The 16,345-nt window shown below is 60.9% G+C and carries 15 protein-coding genes and 1 pseudogene; 6 read left to right on the top strand and 10 right to left on the bottom strand.

Annotation, left to right across the window (positions count from 1 at the left end):
- The 3 genes from CUJ84_RS17295 to CUJ84_RS17285 all read left to right on the top strand — a co-directional run bounded on the left by CUJ84_RS17295 (position 1) and on the right by CUJ84_RS17285 (position 2,987).
- Positions 1-1,044: a Gfo/Idh/MocA family protein gene (locus CUJ84_RS17295; protein ID WP_003561895.1), complete on the top strand. Its 1,044-nt coding sequence runs from the start codon at positions 1-3 to the stop codon at positions 1,042-1,044.
- Between the two features lie 100 nt (positions 1,045-1,144).
- Positions 1,145-2,680, top strand: coding sequence for a winged helix-turn-helix domain-containing protein (locus tag CUJ84_RS17290; protein ID WP_105007117.1), 1,536 nt, complete (start codon positions 1,145-1,147; stop codon positions 2,678-2,680).
- Positions 2,681-2,780: 100 nt separating this feature from the next.
- A complete protein-coding gene (locus CUJ84_RS17285) occupies positions 2,781-2,987 on the top strand; it encodes a hypothetical protein (RefSeq protein ID WP_105007116.1) in 207 nt (68 codons plus the stop codon).
- On the opposite strand, the gene CUJ84_RS17280 is transcribed toward CUJ84_RS17285, so the two are convergent.
- The 6 genes from CUJ84_RS17280 to CUJ84_RS17255 form a co-directional block, all read right to left on the bottom strand.
- Positions 2,988-3,383: a DUF1236 domain-containing protein gene (locus CUJ84_RS17280; protein WP_105007115.1), complete on the bottom strand. Its 396-nt coding sequence runs from the start codon at positions 3,381-3,383 to the stop codon at positions 2,988-2,990.
- Positions 3,384-3,513: 130 nt separating this feature from the next.
- The gene (locus CUJ84_RS17275) at positions 3,514-4,623 is read right to left on the bottom strand and encodes an ABC transporter permease (RefSeq protein WP_105007114.1); all 1,110 of its coding nucleotides are present in this window, start codon (positions 4,621-4,623) and stop codon (positions 3,514-3,516) included.
- Between the two features lies 1 nt (position 4,624).
- Complete coding sequence (locus CUJ84_RS17270; protein ID WP_105007113.1) at positions 4,625-5,752, bottom strand: ABC transporter permease; 1,128 nt, start codon at positions 5,750-5,752, stop codon at positions 4,625-4,627.
- Positions 5,749-7,494 carry an ATP-binding cassette domain-containing protein gene (locus CUJ84_RS17265; RefSeq protein ID WP_105007112.1) on the bottom strand — a complete coding sequence of 582 codons (1,746 nt, stop codon included), beginning with the start codon at positions 7,492-7,494 and terminating at the stop codon, positions 5,749-5,751. Before CUJ84_RS17265 ends, CUJ84_RS17270 begins: the two co-directional genes overlap by 4 nt.
- Positions 7,491-8,504 (bottom strand): secretion protein HlyD, encoded by a 1,014-nt coding sequence (gene hlyD / locus CUJ84_RS17260; protein ID WP_105007111.1) that lies wholly within the window; start codon positions 8,502-8,504, stop codon positions 7,491-7,493. Before hlyD ends, CUJ84_RS17265 begins: the two co-directional genes overlap by 4 nt.
- Entirely contained in the window at positions 8,501-9,202 is a 702-nt protein-coding gene (locus CUJ84_RS17255) for a CerR family C-terminal domain-containing protein (RefSeq protein WP_105007110.1), read from the bottom strand. Before CUJ84_RS17255 ends, hlyD begins: the two co-directional genes overlap by 4 nt.
- A 434-nt stretch (positions 9,203-9,636) precedes the next feature.
- Here CUJ84_RS17255 and CUJ84_RS38365 point away from each other — a divergent pair, with 434 nt between their 5' ends.
- On the top strand, positions 9,637-9,789 hold the full coding sequence (locus CUJ84_RS38365; RefSeq protein ID WP_003581757.1) for a hypothetical protein: 153 nt from the start codon (positions 9,637-9,639) through the stop codon (positions 9,787-9,789).
- 231 nt (positions 9,790-10,020) lie between these two features.
- Positions 10,021-10,335 carry a hypothetical protein gene (locus tag CUJ84_RS17250; protein ID WP_245457496.1) on the top strand — a complete coding sequence of 105 codons (315 nt, stop codon included), beginning with the start codon at positions 10,021-10,023 and terminating at the stop codon, positions 10,333-10,335.
- A 177-nt stretch (positions 10,336-10,512) separates the two neighbouring features.
- On the opposite strand, the gene CUJ84_RS17245 is transcribed toward CUJ84_RS17250, so the two are convergent.
- Positions 10,513-11,529 carry an NAD-dependent epimerase/dehydratase family protein gene (locus CUJ84_RS17245; RefSeq protein WP_027683418.1) on the bottom strand — a complete coding sequence of 339 codons (1,017 nt, stop codon included), beginning with the start codon at positions 11,527-11,529 and terminating at the stop codon, positions 10,513-10,515.
- Positions 11,530-11,810: 281 nt separating this feature from the next.
- Between CUJ84_RS17245 and CUJ84_RS17240 the strand changes: the two genes are divergently transcribed.
- Positions 11,811-12,767 carry an endonuclease/exonuclease/phosphatase family protein gene (locus CUJ84_RS17240; RefSeq protein WP_105007108.1) on the top strand — a complete coding sequence of 319 codons (957 nt, stop codon included), beginning with the start codon at positions 11,811-11,813 and terminating at the stop codon, positions 12,765-12,767.
- A 71-nt stretch (positions 12,768-12,838) separates the two neighbouring features.
- On the opposite strand, the gene CUJ84_RS17235 is transcribed toward CUJ84_RS17240, so the two are convergent.
- From CUJ84_RS17235 to CUJ84_RS38355, 3 genes and pseudogenes are all read right to left on the bottom strand, one after another.
- Positions 12,839-13,144, bottom strand: coding sequence for a hypothetical protein (locus tag CUJ84_RS17235; protein ID WP_105007107.1), 306 nt, complete (start codon positions 13,142-13,144; stop codon positions 12,839-12,841).
- Positions 13,145-13,263: 119 nt separating this feature from the next.
- Positions 13,264-14,691 carry a mannose-1-phosphate guanylyltransferase/mannose-6-phosphate isomerase gene (locus CUJ84_RS38360; RefSeq protein ID WP_199788827.1) on the bottom strand — a complete coding sequence of 476 codons (1,428 nt, stop codon included), beginning with the start codon at positions 14,689-14,691 and terminating at the stop codon, positions 13,264-13,266.
- Positions 14,692-14,733: 42 nt separating this feature from the next.
- A pseudogene (locus tag CUJ84_RS38355) lies at positions 14,734-16,155 on the bottom strand (phosphomannomutase); the annotation flags it as partial.
- Positions 16,156-16,345 lie beyond the last annotated feature (190 nt).

Genomic DNA, 16,345 nt, shown 5'->3' with positions numbered 1-16,345 from the left:
ATGCGATTACTCGTTCTTGGCACGGGCGTGATGGCGAAAAACCAGCTCGCCCGCTTCCCTCTCATCGATGGCGTGACGGTGGTCGGCGCCGTCGACACCGATCCCGAGCGGCTTTCGGCCTTCGCGGACAAGTTCAACATCGAAAAGCGGTTTCTTTCGCTGGAAGAGGCGATCGCCTGGGGTGAATTTGATGCGGCGACAAATGTCACGCCCGATCGCATCCATCACCCGACGACGATGGCGCTGATTGCTGCGGGCAAGCACGTTTTCTGCGAAAAACCGCTGGCAGAGAATTATGCGAAGGCGCTGGAAATGACGGAGGCGGCCGAAAAGGCCGGCGTCATCAACATGGTGAACCTCACCTATCGCAACGTCGCGCCCCTGCAGCGCGCCCGTGAGATGGTGCTCGCCGGCGAGCTCGGCACGATCAGACACGTGGAAGCCTCCTATCTCCAGAGCTGGCTGGTGTCGCGCGCCTGGGGCGATTGGCGCACCGAGTCCACCTGGCTATGGCGGCTTTCCACCGGCCATGGTTCGAACGGCGTGCTCGGCGACGTCGGCATCCATATTCTGGATTTCGCCGCCTATGGTGCGGCGACCGACATCGACCACGTCTTTGCGCGGTTGAAGACCTTTAACAAGGCGCCGGGCGGCCAGATCGGCGAATATCTGCTCGACGCCAATGACAGCTTCACCATGTCTGTCGATTTCGCCAACGGCGCACTCGGCGTCATTCATGCCAGCCGCTGGGCGACAGGGCATCTGAACGAGTTGAAGCTGCGCATTTATGGCGAGAGGGGCAGCCTCGAGGTCATCCATCGTCCCAGCGGTTCCGAGCTGCATGGCTGCCTCGGCGAGGATGTCGAGACTGCCACCTGGACGAAGATCGAGGTTGAACCGGTGGCGACCAACTACGAGCGTTTTGCCGAGGCCGTGGCAAGCGGCGTCCAGCCGGATCCGAACTTCCGTCACGCTGCCAACCTGCAGAAGGTGCTCGACCTCGCCATGGTGACCGAGCGCGAACGGCGCGAGCTGAAGGTCTGATCCTGCTTCACTGACAAGCCGCCGTTCCGACGGCGGCTTCTGCAACGCATCGGCGCGTCATCGGCTTTTCGTTTGTGAGAATTTCACGCTATGCTTCTGCATGGGCAGCTCGAGGCTCTCCTTCGGTCCGTTCGTTTACGATCCCGTGACAGGAAGCCTGTGGCGGGAAGGGAAGTCCGTTGCCACGGGACCACGGCCGGCAGCTCTGCTCGGCATGCTGCTGGAGGCTGAGGGCCGCGTCGTCACCAAGGCGGATCTGATGGACCGGGCCTGGCAGGGGCTTGCCGTGGAGGAAGGCAACCTCACGGTTCAGATTGCCACGCTCAGGAAGATTCTCGGCGCAAGGCCCGATGGCACGGAGTGGATCGTCACGGTTCCCAGGGTTGGTTATCGCCTGCCGCGCCAGGAGGATGACGGGATGGCGCCAGTGGCGCCGCAGCCGCCTTCCGTCGCGGTTCTTCCCTTCGTCAATCTCGGCGGTGACACCGACCAGGATTATTTTGCCGATGGCGTGGTGACGGAGATCATCACCGCCCTTGCGCGTTTCCGCTCCTTTTCGGTCGTCTCGCGCCATTCCGCCTTTATTTACAAAGGACGCAGCATCGATGTGCGACAGGTGGCGGCGGAGCTGGGAGTGCGCTACGTGCTCGAAGGCAGCATCCGGCGGGAAGGCGGCCAGGTGCGTATCAATGTGCAACTGGTCGATGGCGTGACGGCGACCCATCTCTGGGCCGATCATTTTGAAGACGGCATAAGCCACATCTTCGCCTTCCAGGACCATATCACCGAACGCGTCGCCTCGATCGTCGAGCCGGCGATCGAGATCGCCGAGATCCAGAGGTCACGACGCGACAGGCCGAACAGTCCAGCAGTTTACGATCTCTATCTGCGTGCCCTTGCCGCGATCGTCGACGAGTCGATCGAAAACAACGCCATTGCCTATGCCTTGCTGCAGGAGGCGCTCGCCATAGAGCCGGAAAATGCGATGCTGCTTTCGCATGCCGCCTGGGCGCTCGAACATCGCATTACCATGGGTTGGCCGCGGCTCGGGAAGGACGACAAGGCGGAATGCATCAGTCTTGCCCGTCGTGGACTTCAGCATTCGGCCGGCGATCCCCGCGTGATGGCCCATTGCGGCATGGCATTGCTGCAGACGGACAAGGATTATGAAGGCGGCATGGCTGTGCTGGAGGCCGCCTCAGCCGCCAATCCCAACGATCTTATGGTCGCGGCCTGCTCCGGAATTGCGGCATTGCACTGTGGCGATATCGATCAGGCGCTCGAGCGCCTGCATCGCGCCGTGAAATTGGGACCCCGCGATCCGGATGCGCGTTTTTCGCTGACGGGCATCGCCATGGCCGAAATCTTCCGCGGCAATTACGAGGCAGCAATTTCACATGCGTCACGTTCGCTGGCGCTGAACGCCCATTTCGACCCGACCTATTGGATGCTGATCGCCGCACACGCGCATCTCGGCAATATGGAGCAGGCGCGGCAATTCCTGCATGCGCTCGAGGCGATTGCACCTGATGTGACGCTGGAAGGCATTCTGGCGGGTCAGCCGGCCAAGAATCCGCAGCGTTTTACGCCGGTTCTGGAAGGGCTGGCGCGCGCCGGGATGCGTCCGCGGCCATAGGCTTTTTGCAAGTTTTTGCAGCATTTAACCGGAGCTTTAAGGACCCAGCCTCGTCGCTTCGGCCACGCTGATCCCATCAATCAGGATGGAGGATCGGCTCATGCTTTCCAGCATGCATATTCTATCGCTCAAACAGGGCAAGCTTTACGGCGACCGAATTCCGATAGAGGCGCTGCCACAGGGGTTGCCACAGCACCTTGTCGTTCTGTTCTCGCTGATCGGCAGGTGGCGCGAGCGCACGAAAAAAGGCCCCGCCGAAGCGGGGCCGGAAGTTGCCGGGCCGCAACAGGCGGCTTCGGTTGCCTGATTATTCTATGACCTGCACCACGCGGTGGGTGCGGGGTTCGACAATCACGCGTTGATTGTTGATGACCGTATAGGCATATTTTGGATTGTCAGGCACCGGCGTCACGACGACGTCTGCCGGAAGCGGATTGCCGACGACGATAGGTTCCTGGACCACTACGGAGGCGGTCGGGGCCGGCTGCTGCTGGACATAGGTGACGACCTCGCGCGGCGGCGGATCGACAACGGCACCGGCGACACCGCCGGCCACGCCGCCAATGGCAGCACCCACGGGGCCGCCGACGATTGCGCCGGTAATGGCGCCACCGGCTGCACCGGTCACGGCTCCATCAGCCAGCGCGTTGGTGGCCAGTGACGACAGCGCAAGGGCGCTGGAGACAAGTAGGACCTTGTACATTTTGCTTCTCCTTTGCTGGGGTTGCGTTTGGGTAACGACCACGCCAATCCTAGGTTCCAGCAGGAGAGAGTCACGCTTTGGACGGCCGGTTCACATTATGTGAGGCGGCTGAAGCCTGAGTCGGGAGGCATTATTCCAGCCGCCGACGGAAGAGCCAGGCGGCGGCGCTGAGCGTAACAGTGGCGATCAGCGCCAGCGGGATTGTCTGGTTCACCACCTCGCTCAGCGGAATATCCTTGAGGAAGACGCCTTTGACGATCACCAGGAAATAGCGCAGCGGATTGATCAGGGTCACCGGCTGCAACCACCCCGGCATGTTCTCGATCGGCGTCGCAAAGCCTGAGAGCAGCATGGCCGGAACCATGAAAAGGAAGGCGCCGAGGATCGCCTGCTGCTGCGTCATCGACAGCGCCGAGATGAACAGGCCAAGGCCGGCGACCGAGCCGAGATAGAAGATCGCGCTGCCGTACAGCAGGAAGAGCGAGCCGCGCAGCGGCACCTCGAAGAGGAAGACGGCGGCCAGGATATAGACGGTGATGTGGAAGAGGCCGATCATCATCGGCGGGATCAACTTGCCGATCAGGATCTCGTGGATGCGCAGCGGCGAGACCATCAACTGGTCGAAGGTGCCAAGTTCGCGTTCGCGGGCGATCGACAGCGCCGTGACGATCAGGCCAATCAGCAGCGCGATGCTGGCGATCAGGTTCGGCACCATGAACCATTGATAGGTGAGGTTCGGGTTGAACCAGTTGCGCGGCACGGTCGAGACGATATCGGCACCGGCGCGTTTGCCGGCCGGGGTCTCGGCAGCGAGGGCTGCACCGATCTGCGAGAGATAGCCCGCGACGATCTGCGAGGCGTTGGAGCGACGGCCATCAAGCACCATCTGCAGGTCGGCCGGCGCTTCCGCCTCGATATTGCGCGAAAAGTCAGGGCCGATCTCGACGGCGGCAATGGCTGTCTGGTTGTCGATCGCCACGCGGATTTCCGCTTGGCTGGAGGCGATCTCGATCTTCCGGAAAGTCGGCGAGCCATCGATGCGCTCGATCAGTTCCTGACCCCAGTGGCCGCTGTCGCGGTTGAGGATCAGGACGTCGACATTGCGAACCTCGAGCGTCGCCGCATAGGAGAAAACGAGAAGCTGCATGATCGGCGGGCCGATCAGGATGGCGCGGCCCTTGGGGTCGCGCAGCACGGCGAGCAGTTCCTTGACGATCAGGGCGTAGAGCCTTGTCCACATCTCAGCCGATCCTTTTTCTGGTGCTGCGGGCTGCAAGCACGAACATGATGGCGCCGATCGTCAGCATCACGCCGATCGCCTGTGCGAACATCGGCCAAATGTCGCCGGCGAGAAACACCGTCTGCAGGCTGGGGATCAGGTAACGCGCCGGCACGATGAAGGTGATCCACTGGATCACCACCGGCATGGAATTGATCTCGAAGAGGAATCCCGACAGCAGGAAGGCCGGGAGGAAGGCCGAGATCAGCGCCAGCTGCGAGGCGAGGAACTGGTTCTTCGTTGCCGTCGAGATCAACAGGCCCTGGCCAAGTGCCGGGATCAGGAAGGCGGCCGACAGCGCATAGAGGGCGGCGACGGAGCCGCGGAACGGCACGCCGAAGAGGAAGACCGCAAGCAGCACGCAGAGCGTCATCGAGGTGAGGCCGAGCAGGAAATAGGGGAGGATCTTGCCTGCGAGCAGTTCGACCGCCGTCACCGGCGTCGCCATCATCGCCTCCATGGTGCCGCGTTCCCATTCGCGGGCGACGACGAGCGAGGTCAGAAGCGTGCCGACCAGCGTCATGACGATGGCAATCGAGCCCGGCACGAGGAAATTGCGGCTGGTCAGTTCGGGATTGAACCAGAAGCGTTGCTCGACCAAGATGGCAGGACGACGCAAGGCGACGTCCGCCTGCCTCTGCCGCTCCCAGTTGGCGACGGCGCCCTGAGCATAATTCTGCACGAAATTCGCGGTGTTCGGATCGGAGCCGTCGACGATCACCTGGATATCGGGGCGGTTGCCGGCGGTGTAGCGCGTGGTGAAATCGGCCGGAATGACGACGATGCCACGCACCTTGCCGAGCACGAGGTCTTCCTCGAACAGACGCCGGTCGCGTCCCACGGCGACATCGAAATAGCGCGAGGCCTGGAAACTGGCCGACAGATCCTGCGTCAGCGGCGTCATCTCCTCGGTCACCAGGCCGATGCGCGTGCGGGTGGTATCGAGCGAGACGCCGTAGCCGAAGAGAAAGAGCAGGATCAGCGGCAGCACGAAGGCGATGAGGATGCTGCTCGGATCGCGGATCGCCTGGAAGCTTTCCTTGCGCACCAGGGCTGAAAGACGCCGAAGCCGGCCGGAAGAGGCGCTCATGCGGCATCCTCCGCTTCCGATTGCTGCACGAGGGCGATGAAGGCGTCCTCCATCGTTGGGTCCGGCTGCTCCTTGGTCGCGACCCGGGCCTTCAATTCATCGGGCGAGCCGAGCGCAATCGAGCGGCCGCGGTAGATCAGCGAGATGCGGTCGCAATATTCCGCCTCATCCATGAAATGAGTGGTGACGAGTACGGTGACGCCTTTTTCCACAAGCGCATTGATATGCGTCCAGAATTCGCGCCGGGTGATCGGATCGACGCCGGAGGTCGGTTCGTCGAGGAAGAGGGCGCGCGGCTCGTGCATGACGGCGCAGGCGAGCGCCAACCGCTGCTTCAGGCCGAGTGGCAGGTCCTTGGCCGGCTGGCCGATATGCCGGCCGAAATCGAAGATGCCGGCCATGAGATCGATGCGTTCGCGCCGGTGTTTTCCGCGAAGCCCATAGACACCAGAGAAGAATTCGAGGTTCTGCATGACTGTGAGATCGCCGTAGAGCGAGAATTTCTGCGCCATGTAGCCGAGCTGGTTTCGGGCTTCGGCGGCATCTCGGCGAAGATCGAAACCAGCAACACGGCCTTCGCCGCCGGTCGGCTTCAGCAGGCCACAGAGCATCTTGAAGGTGGTGGACTTGCCGGCGCCGTTCGGGCCGAGCAGGCCGAAGATCTCGCCGCGGCGGATTTCGAAGCTGATATTATCGGCTGCGGTGAAATCGCCGAAGCGCTTGGTCAGTCCCTTGGCCTCGATGACCGGCCGGTCGTCATCGCCCTTCGTCGGTTCCTGCGCTTCGGCCAGCCTCGAGCGGCCGCCAGGACCACCGCCTAGCATGTCGATGAAGGCATCCTCGAAACGCGGCGGGGCAGGGGTGAGCGTCGCGCCATTGCCGACCGAACCGATATCCGGTTTCTTGTCCTTGGCGGCGACGAGGCGGATCGCTTCGCCCTGGATCACGCCGTCGATGACGCCATCGGCTTGCAGAAGCCCGGCGAGCACCTGCCGGCGGCGCCCTGTCATGCCCGTGACCCAGAAGACCCTGTCGTTGACGCGGCCGGTCATGTCAGCCGGTTTTCCCGAAAAGAGCAGCTTTCCTTGGTTGAGCAGCAGCACATGGTCGCAGGCTTCCGCTTCGTCCAGGTAGGCGGTCGACCAAAGCACGCCGATGCCCTCTTTCGTCAGGTTCTCAACCATCTTCCAGAGATCGCGGCGCGAGATCGGGTCGACGCCGACGCCCGGCTCGTCGAGCAGCAGCAGGCGCGGCTTTTTCAGAAGCGCGCAGGCAAGGCCGAGCTTTTGCTTCATGCCGCCGGAAAGCTTTCCAGCGAGCCGGCCGGTGAAACGCTTGAGATCGGTGAAGGTGAGCAGTTCGTCGAAGGCGCTGGCGCGTTCGCTCTTCGGCAGGCCGCGCAGATCAGCGTAAAGATTGAGGTTTTCCTGCACCGACAGGTCCTCATAGAGGCCGAAGCGCTGGGGCATGTAGCCGATCGCCGCCTGGATGCCGGCGGCATTCTTCCTGGTGTCGAAGCCGAGAACCTCCACCGTTCCCGTATCGGGCAGCATCAGACCGGTCATCAGGCGGATCAGCGTTGTCTTGCCGGCGCCATCAGGGCCGACGAGGCCGGTGATTGCGCCGCCGCCGATAGCGCCGGAGACGGCATCAAGGGCGGCCGGCGCGGTGCCGAAGCGCTTGGTGACGCCGTCGATTCGGACGAGCGGCTTGTCGTCGCGGCCGGTCTCGGCGGCGGTCATTGTCCGCTCGCCGTCGGCGTAGAAAAGCGCACGGTGACTGGCATGCCCTGGCGCAGATCTGGGCCGGGCTTGTCGATGACGATCCTCAGGCGATAGACGAGGTCGGTCCTCAGTTCCGGCGTCTCCACCGATTTCGGGGTGAATTCGGCGACCGGCGAGATGAAGCCGATCGTACCTTCATAGGGCTTGTCGGGCGCCGTATCGGAGGCGACAGAAACCTTCATGCCGGGATGGATGCGGCCGAGATCAGGCTCGGCGACGTAGCTTCGCACCCAGACAGGCTCGGTCAGAGACAACACGAAGACGGTGTCCGCCGGCGAGACGATCGCGCCATTTTCCCGCACGCGCGAGAGGATGACGCCGTCGTTCGGGGCGCGCAGCTCGGTATCATCGAGCGAAGTGCGGGCGGAGGCGAGTGTTGCCTGAGCCGCCTTCAGCTGGGCGTCGGCGGCGGCGATGTCCTCGACACGGGAGCCTTCCAACAGCAGTTTCAATGCCTCGTTGGCGGAATCGGAGCGTGCTGCGGCCATCGCCCTTGCTGCAGTCGCCTGGTCGAGGCTCGCCTCGGAGATCGTGCCCTGTGGGCGCAGCTGGCGGGCGCGGTCATAGGCGAGGTTGGCATTGCGGAGATCGGCGATACTTTCGTCATAGGCGGCGCGCGCCTGGGCGATCTCGGTCGGCCGCGGACCGGCCTTCAGCTTGTCGAGCGTCGCCTGAAGGGCTGCGGCATTGGCCTCGCCCGAGCGGACCGCAAACTCATAAGGAGCTGCGTCGAGCTTTGCCAGAACCGATCCGCTCTTGATGACGTCGCCTTCGTCGGCGTGGAGTTCGGCGAGGCGGCCGCTGACACGGAAGCCGAGCGAGACCTGGCGGATATCGACATTGCCGTAAATGACGAATTCGCGGTGGGCCTCAGGCCACCAGCCGAGCTTTTCGGGCAGGGCGTACCACCAGGCGGCGGCACCCGCTATAACGAGAAGAAGAACAGCGATGGGAAGGATGCGTTTCATGCGGCACTTCCTTTCAGCGGGCCGATGGCATCGACCAGCTCTGCGGCCAGGCCGCGCACGGTTTCCACCTGTTCCGGGCCGACGCCGTCCCACTCCATCTGGGCGAGCACGGCTGCATGGGCGACGCGAAAGACAAGGATGCTGCCGAGAAGGGTGAAGGTGCGCAGGCGCACATGTTCCGAGGCGGGATCCTCATGAAGGATGGCGCCGATCAGCCGCCGGCCCATCTCGATCATCGGACGCATGAGGCCCTGATAGACCCGTGTGAAGGCTTCTGTCGGCTCCATCTGCTCGCGGATCAGGAAGCGCGCCCAGGATTCGGATTCCCTGCCGACGAACAGCGTCACCATGGTCTGCAAAATCTCGGTCAGGAAATGGCGGGCCTCAGCTTCGCTCAGCGGTTTGCCCGCAGCATCGAGCGCCAGCAGATGCGCGCCGACGCGCGCCCTCATGTCACCGACATGCGTATTGATCCGCATCATCAGATATTCGGCCGTGGCGATGTAGAGGCCTTCCTTGCTGCCGAAATAATAGGGGATGGCCTGCAGGTTGACGCCGGCCGCTTCGGTGAGCTGGCGCGTCGAGGCGCCGTCGAAGCCATAACGGCCGAAGACGTCGAGGGCAGCGGACAGCATCTTCTGGCGTGCGATCTCGGCACGGGCGGAGGTCGGTGGCTGGTTGTCATGTGCTTGGGTCATGACAAATTTATAACATTGGCAGAAAAATAAGTCAATCGATTGATATATTTTGAAACTGAGCTGGCGGCTTATGCCTTCGCTGGTGCAAAGGCAAAGGCAGGAACGTGACATCGCTCGTGGCAGATGCGCGGCGGGATTGGATCGAGACGCGCCGTTCAGCGGTTCTGCGCCTAGCGGATCGGGCGATCTCAGCTGTTCCGGAAAGAAGGCAAAGAGGCCCGTGGAGAACGGACCTCTCAGGGTTCTCGGGGTGGGAAGAGGAACCAAGCCTCGGGGTCGGCTGCTAACAGGTAGCGATACAATATCGCTAATTTTCACGACACTAATATGTCTGGCAGGGTCGTTGCGAACAAAAAGCTCGTCGGTTGTTTTCGTCATACCAACGGCCATGTTTTGACACAAAACTGCCTTGCTCGTTCGGTATCGCCAGTTTGATGCGTATCCAGATTTATATCATTGCGCTGTTGCTTAGCGCCATCATGTGGTCGATCTCGTTCGATGCGGCGAGAGAGTCCTATCATGCTGCGCAAAGTGCGGGATTGATGCCGAACCTGCACATCAACAAGAAGCTGGATCGTGTCCTGTAGACTGCGACGCTGCTGTCCAGGTCATCGGCATTTCCGCGTTTCCCCCGGGGGGTCCGAACCGCCGCGAACGGAAAATCAAATTTCGTAAAATTTGATCGATCTGCTTAAAAGCCCTGAAAATACTGATGTGTAGAGTGGTCTCATGAAAGCGACCGAAGCGTGGACAGACGCGTCGATCGTTTGGAGCCGGGCGAGCCGAAAGCCCGACGATCCGCAAACGGGGACTTCGACATGCACAAATCTCTCGCCGCCATCGCCTTGAGCCTGACCATCACTGCCGCTGCCGGGCCGGCATTCGCCATCGGTCCCGCTAGCCTTGCCCGCGACCTGATGTACACCTCCGCCATCGGCCATTCGCCTGAGGTTCCGCTGACGACTCGCGCCGGTTTCGTGCGCCCGGGCGTTCCGTTGGTTCTACGTAGCCCGGCTGAAATCGAGGGTGAGGGCAACCAGCTCAAGATCTATTCGCAGAGGCTGACCGTTGTCGTCGACTATATGTTCTCGAAAGCGGTCGCTGCCGTGGACGCCGTCACGTTTCTTCGCTGAAACACCGGTCTTTGTTGAAACATTGGGCCGGCTGGAAACGGTTCGGCTTGTCGCATCCTCCGCGACCGCCTGCGCTAAAGCATGTCGCGCAAAAGTATGCAGCGGTTTTGCGATAGCGACATGCGTAAAATAAAGACCTAAAGCGCGAGGAGCGAATCTGAAAGATCGCGACGCGCTTTAGGTGTCGAGCTCACCGCGCACGTCGAGATACCAGTCGACGAAGGCCTTGACGCCGACCTCCAAGGTCGTATCCGGCTTGTAGCCCGTCAGCGCGACGAGCAGGTCGGGGGCAGCGAAGGTACGCGGCACATCACCCTTTTGCATCGCCAGCATCTTGCGAATGGCAGGACGACCGAGCGCCTTTTCCACCGTTTCGACGAAATCCATCAGGCTGACCGGCTGGCCTCCGCCAATATTGACGACGCGAAAGGGCGCCTGGCGCGAAAGCGTTTCGACAGCCACGTCGTCGAGACGGTTTTCCTCGCTCGGGCCGATTGCCGACAGTCTGACGATCGCTTCAATAAGATCGTCGATATAGGTGAAGTCACGGCTCATCTTGCCTTCGCCGTAGATCTCGATCGGCTGGCCTTCAAGCATGTTCTTGGTGAATTTGAACAGCGCCATGTCGGGCCGGCCCCATGGACCATATACGGTGAAGAAACGAAATGCCGTGGTCGGAATCTTGTGAAGATGGGCATAGCTATGCGCCATCAGCTCCATAGATTTCTTCGTCGCCGCATAGATGGTCAGCGGCTCGTCGGCGCGATCGGTCTCGCGAAAGGGGACGGTCGCATTGGCGCCATAGATCGATGATGTCGAGGCCAGCATCAGATGGCGAATTTCGACGCGCCGCGCGATTTCCATGATGTTCCACGAGCCTTCGACGTTCGAACGAAGATAGGCCTCTGGATTTTCCAGGCTGTAGCGCACGCCGGCCTGTGCGGCGAGGTGGATCAGAATGTCGGGCTTGGCTTCCAGAACGGCCGCTTCCAGCGCTGGGCGGTCCTCGAGCATCGCGATGACGGGTTTGAAGGCAGGAAACTGGGAGAGTGCCGCATGGCGCATCTCCTTGAGCTTGACATTGTAATAGGGAGTGAGGCCATCGAAGCCTGTGACGTCATGCCCTTCTTGCAGCAGGCGCCTGGCCAGATGAAAACCGATAAAGCCGGCAGTCCCTGTAATGAAGTAGCGCATTCCCACCTTTTCTCGGCTCCCTGCCGACGGCAAAGAGCCGATTCCGTATCAAGTGACCCCACTTACAAGATAAAAAGAGGCCGAGTCGATAGGTCTTTGAAAGAGAAGGTCACAGCGCTGTCTCTACTGTCGGCGGCCCGTCCGCCGCTGCCTTGCTGGATGAGGGCGAGACCATCGATATCGTCTGCCGATCAGCCGCGGCTCTCGGCTGCTATGCTGCATTGCAACATGATTGCTCGCATGTTATGGCCGGCCGGTCGTCTGCAAGCAGGTCAGGATCGATGAGAGATATAATTTATTGGATTCTCTGCGCGTTTCTGACCGTTGCCATCGCGATCGTGTCGTTACGCTATGTCACGAACTTCTGGCTTCTGTCCTTCGTCTACAGCTTTCAGGTTCACCTCGGCGTGGTGTTCGTCGTCGCCAGTCTCGTCGTTCTGGCTATCAAAAGGCAGATTTACGGCTTTATTCTTCTGCTTGCCTCGCTTCTTCTCGTCGCTCACGGCGTCATCATGCTGCGCGAGTTCTCGGAGGGCGACAGAGGCACCGACAGGCCGCCGCTTTTCCGTTTGATGTCGTTTAACATCGCGATCGACAACTGGAAAAACTCGACTGAAATCACCGACATGGTGATCGCGTCGAATGCCGACGTCGTCAATCTGCTCGAAGCCAAGCCGCTGACGTTCCACCTGCAGCAATTGTTCAAGGCCTATCCCTACCATATCGGTTGCGATGCCGGGAAGGATACATGCGATACGCTGGTGCTCTCCAAACGCCCGTTCGTCAGCCGGCAGGTGGCAAGCATGGGCAGTCTGCGAAAAAACAGGCTTGTTATAGCAAGCGTCGACTTCGGCGGCGAGACCATCAATCTGGTCTCAGCGCACCTGACCAAACCATATTTCGACGATTTCCAGATGGCTGAATTGGAAGATCTCGCCAAAGCGCTCGGCTCGATCGACGGCCCTCTGGTGCTGTCAGGCGATTTCAACTCCTCGGTGATCGCCCCGAGCATCCAAGGTTTCCTGCGCGGCCAGAAGCTGACGACGATCACGCCAGAACCGGCAACATGGCCGGTCGGCGCCGGCGCGCTCGGGATCGCCATCGATCACATATTTGCGCGCGCGCCGCTTCATCTGACATCGCTGAAACGTCTCGATGACAATCTCGGATCGAACCATTCAGGCTTGATCGCCGACTTCCTTCTCGACAAGGATGGCGGCAACTCACCGGCAAGGTGACCTTGCCGGGGCAAGATAAGCTCGCCGGAGCAAGAGGTCCTACCTGGGCAGGGTGACCTTGCCGGCGCAACTCAGAATCTCGTTCGGCCGCCTTTTTTGTCGATCATCTGAAACGTCTTGCCGTCGGTCTTCACGTTGACGCAATCAGTCTTCTTGCTGGGAAACAGGACGCACACCTGGCCATTGGTTATCTTGTAGCCATTCTTATTGCCGTCGCGATATTCGTAGCCATTCTTGCCTTCTTTCAGTTCCGACGTACCGGGCAGATGCTGGCGAATTTCCGACTCGCGTGCGGTTCGCATGCTTGCCGTTTCGGCAAACGCCATTGCCGGCACCATGATTGCAAGAAATCCGGCGAGGACGGGAAAGGTACGCATCAGGGGGATATCTCCGGTCATGTCTGTCGGTACATCCATTCTACGAGAACCCCAAGAGGAAATTCAACAGCGAGGATGGTCGCGCCGGAAAAGGCCCGACCATCGCTCCGGCTGCGATTTTACGTTCTTCCGAACTCATCGACGATGCGAATGATGTCGTCCTCGCCGAGATAGGAGCCTGTCTGCACCTCGATGAGCTCGAGAAGAATCTTGCCGGGGTTGGCGAGGCGGTGGACTTCGCCGAGCGGAATGTAGACGCTTTCGTTCTCGCGCAGCATCCGGACGGTCTCGCCGACCGTCACCTCAGCCGTTCCCCTGACGACGACCCAGTGTTCGGAGCGATGGTGGTGTTTTTGCAGCGAGAGCTTCTTGCCCGGCGTGACGAAGATGCGCTTCACCTGGAAACGATCGCCGTTGAAGATGGAGGTATAGCCGCCCCAGGGGCGATAGGATGTCGGATGGGTTTCCGCGAATTTCGCCGTGGCGGACGTAGAGGCCAGCATCTTGACCAATTGTCCGACATTCTGGCTGTCTTTGAGCGGTCCGACATAGACGGCGTCTTCGCTGGCGATGACGGCGACATCATCCATGCCCTGGACGGCAAGATGCACGCCATGGGTCATGACGAGCGAGTTGCGGGTATTGACGACGGTGGTGTTTGCGGCGGCGACATTGCCGTTGTCGTCGCGGGCGCCTGATTTCCAGACGGCATCCCAGCTTCCCATATCAGACCATTTGAACGGCGAGGGGACGATGGCGGCCTTGGACGTCTTTTCCATGATGGCATAGTCGATGGAGATATCGGGGCTCTTGGCGAAATGGTCGGCGTCGAGGCGGGTGAAATCGAGGTCGCGGCTTGCTTTCGAAACGGCCTTGCTGGCCGCCTTCAGTACATCGGGCGCATATTCCTGCAGTTCGGCGATGAGTTCCGTCACCGGGAACATGAAGATGCCTGAGTTCCAGTAGAAGCCGCCGTCGGCAAGCATCTGCTCGGCCTTCTCGAGTGCCGGCTTTTCGACAAAGCGCTTGACCTTGTGCGCACCGTTTTCGAGGGCATCGCCGATTTCGATATAGCCGTAACCCGTCGCCGGCTCCGTCGGGGTGATACCGAAGGTTACGAGCTTGCCGTCGGCAGCGGCATCGCGGGCGATGCGGATGCAATCGAAATAGGTCTTGTCGGCAAGGATCTCGTGATCCGAGGCGAGCATCTGGATGATGGTGTGCTTGCCGAAGAGATCGGCGGCAAGCGTTGCGGCCGCGGCCACCGCTGCGGCTGTGTTGCGGGCGACCGGTTCGAGCAGGACCGCTGCGAGCGGGATGGCGCGTTCGCGAGCCTGTTCGGCGACCAGGAAGCGGAATTCCTCATTGGTGACGACGATGGGGGCTTCATAGAGTTCTGGATCGGAAACGCGTTCGAGAGTTTCCTGAAACAACGTCTTGTCGCCGACGAACTGGATGAATTGTTTCGGTGCGGTGGCACGGGAAAGCGGCCAGAGCCGCGTGCCTTTGCCGCCGGCCATGATCACGGGAACGATTTTCTGCGTCATAGGCGGGTTCCTTGAAATAAACGGCTTGTTCGTCGCATGTTGCCGGGCGCCTGCCCAGTCTCTTATTCGATTGAGCCCTGTATTCAGCAGGTCCCGGGCTGCAGCTTCGCTGCCGGCCTCCGTGTAGCAGCGCATTTCCGGCGCATTGCCGGACGGGCGGAAATGAATGATCCCGCCATCCCTTAGCGTCACGCGAAGTCCGTCGATGTCGGATTTTGTCGCTACCTCGCCGATCGGCTGCAGGAAAGCCGAGAGATTTTCTTCCGAAGCGCGCAGATACTCCATCAGCGCGGCGCTCGTCTCCAGCGGAAAATTCTCCAGGCGATCGGCGGCGGCAAAGGGCAGGTGATAGGAGGCGGCAACGGCAGAAAGCGGCTGCCTGCGAATGGCCGCGAGCGACAGGATCGCGAGCATCGGGATAAAGCAATCGCGCGTCGGCAAGGCTCGCACGGCTCTGTCGTTGATATCGAAAGGGGTTGCAGTCAGCAGCCCGCCATTGGCTTCAAAGCCCATGACATGATCTTCGCCGGCCGCTACGGCCTCATCCATGCCGGCGATGACGAAGGGCGAGCCGACGCGGGTGCGCCTGACGGCGAAAGAGCCCGCGGCCTCGATGCCCGAATTGGAGGTAACCGGTGTCACCACCGTGCCGGCGCCGAGGAAATTGGCTGCCACAAGGCCGAGAAGGTCACCGCGCAGTGGTGTGCCGGTTTCGTCTGCGACCAGCGGGCGGTCGCCGTCGCCATCGGTCGAGACGATCGCATCGAATTTGTGCTCGGACACCCAGCGTTTCATCAGCGTGATCGTCTCGTCGGAAACGGCTTCGGTGTCGACGGGAATAAAGCTCTCCGAACGTCCGAGAGCGGTGATCTCGGCGCCGTAATGGGCGAGAACGTCAACCAGCAGGTCGCGGGCGACGGTGCTGTGCTGGTAGACGCCGATCTTCAGGTCGGACAGCGCACCTTGCGGAAGCAGAGCCGCATTGCGTTCGAAAAAGAGCTGCCGGCAAGCGGCCTCGTGGTCTTCCGTCTCGGCCGGTGCTTGTACCACCGTTTCGCCGTTTCGTTCGATCTCGGCGGCCAATGCCGTAATCGCCGCCTCGTCCGATTTGTCGATCTCGCCATCCGGCCGATAGAACTTGATGCCGTTGCGGTCCGCCGGAATATGCGAGCCCGTGATCATCAGGCAGCCGGCGTTTCTTTCAAGGCCATAGAGGGCGAGTGCGGGTGTCGGCACATTGCCGCAGTCGAATATCCGGAAGCCGAGCGCAGCGAGTGCATCGGCGCAATTTCCCGAGATTTCAGGGCTGGAATCGCGAAAATCGCGGCCGATCAGAATGGCATCGCCAGCTTTGGCCCTACCAGTTCCGAGCAGATATTTGCCGAACGCCGTGGCATAAAGGGCCGAGGCATGTCCCTTTAGATCCACTGAAAGTCCGCGAAGGCCGCTCGTGCCGAATTTCATAGGAAGACATGACTCCGATTTCTCAATCAAGGTTCTACTCAGGCCGCCTGCCGGCGTAAATACCGAAGCCATCATATAGTTAAACACGGACGACGGTGCCTCGGACAGCCTCTCGCAATCCTCTCTCACCGAATTCTCAAGGTGTAAACCTATTGCCGAGCCGACAGGCATTGCAGCGTAGATCGATTTT

Origin of the sequence: Rhizobium leguminosarum, from assembly GCF_002953715.1 — a bacterium.
GTDB lineage: Bacteria > Pseudomonadota > Alphaproteobacteria > Rhizobiales > Rhizobiaceae > Rhizobium > Rhizobium leguminosarum_V.
Note: the sequence above shows the minus strand (reverse complement) of the source record. Positions and strands in the feature narration are given on the sequence as shown.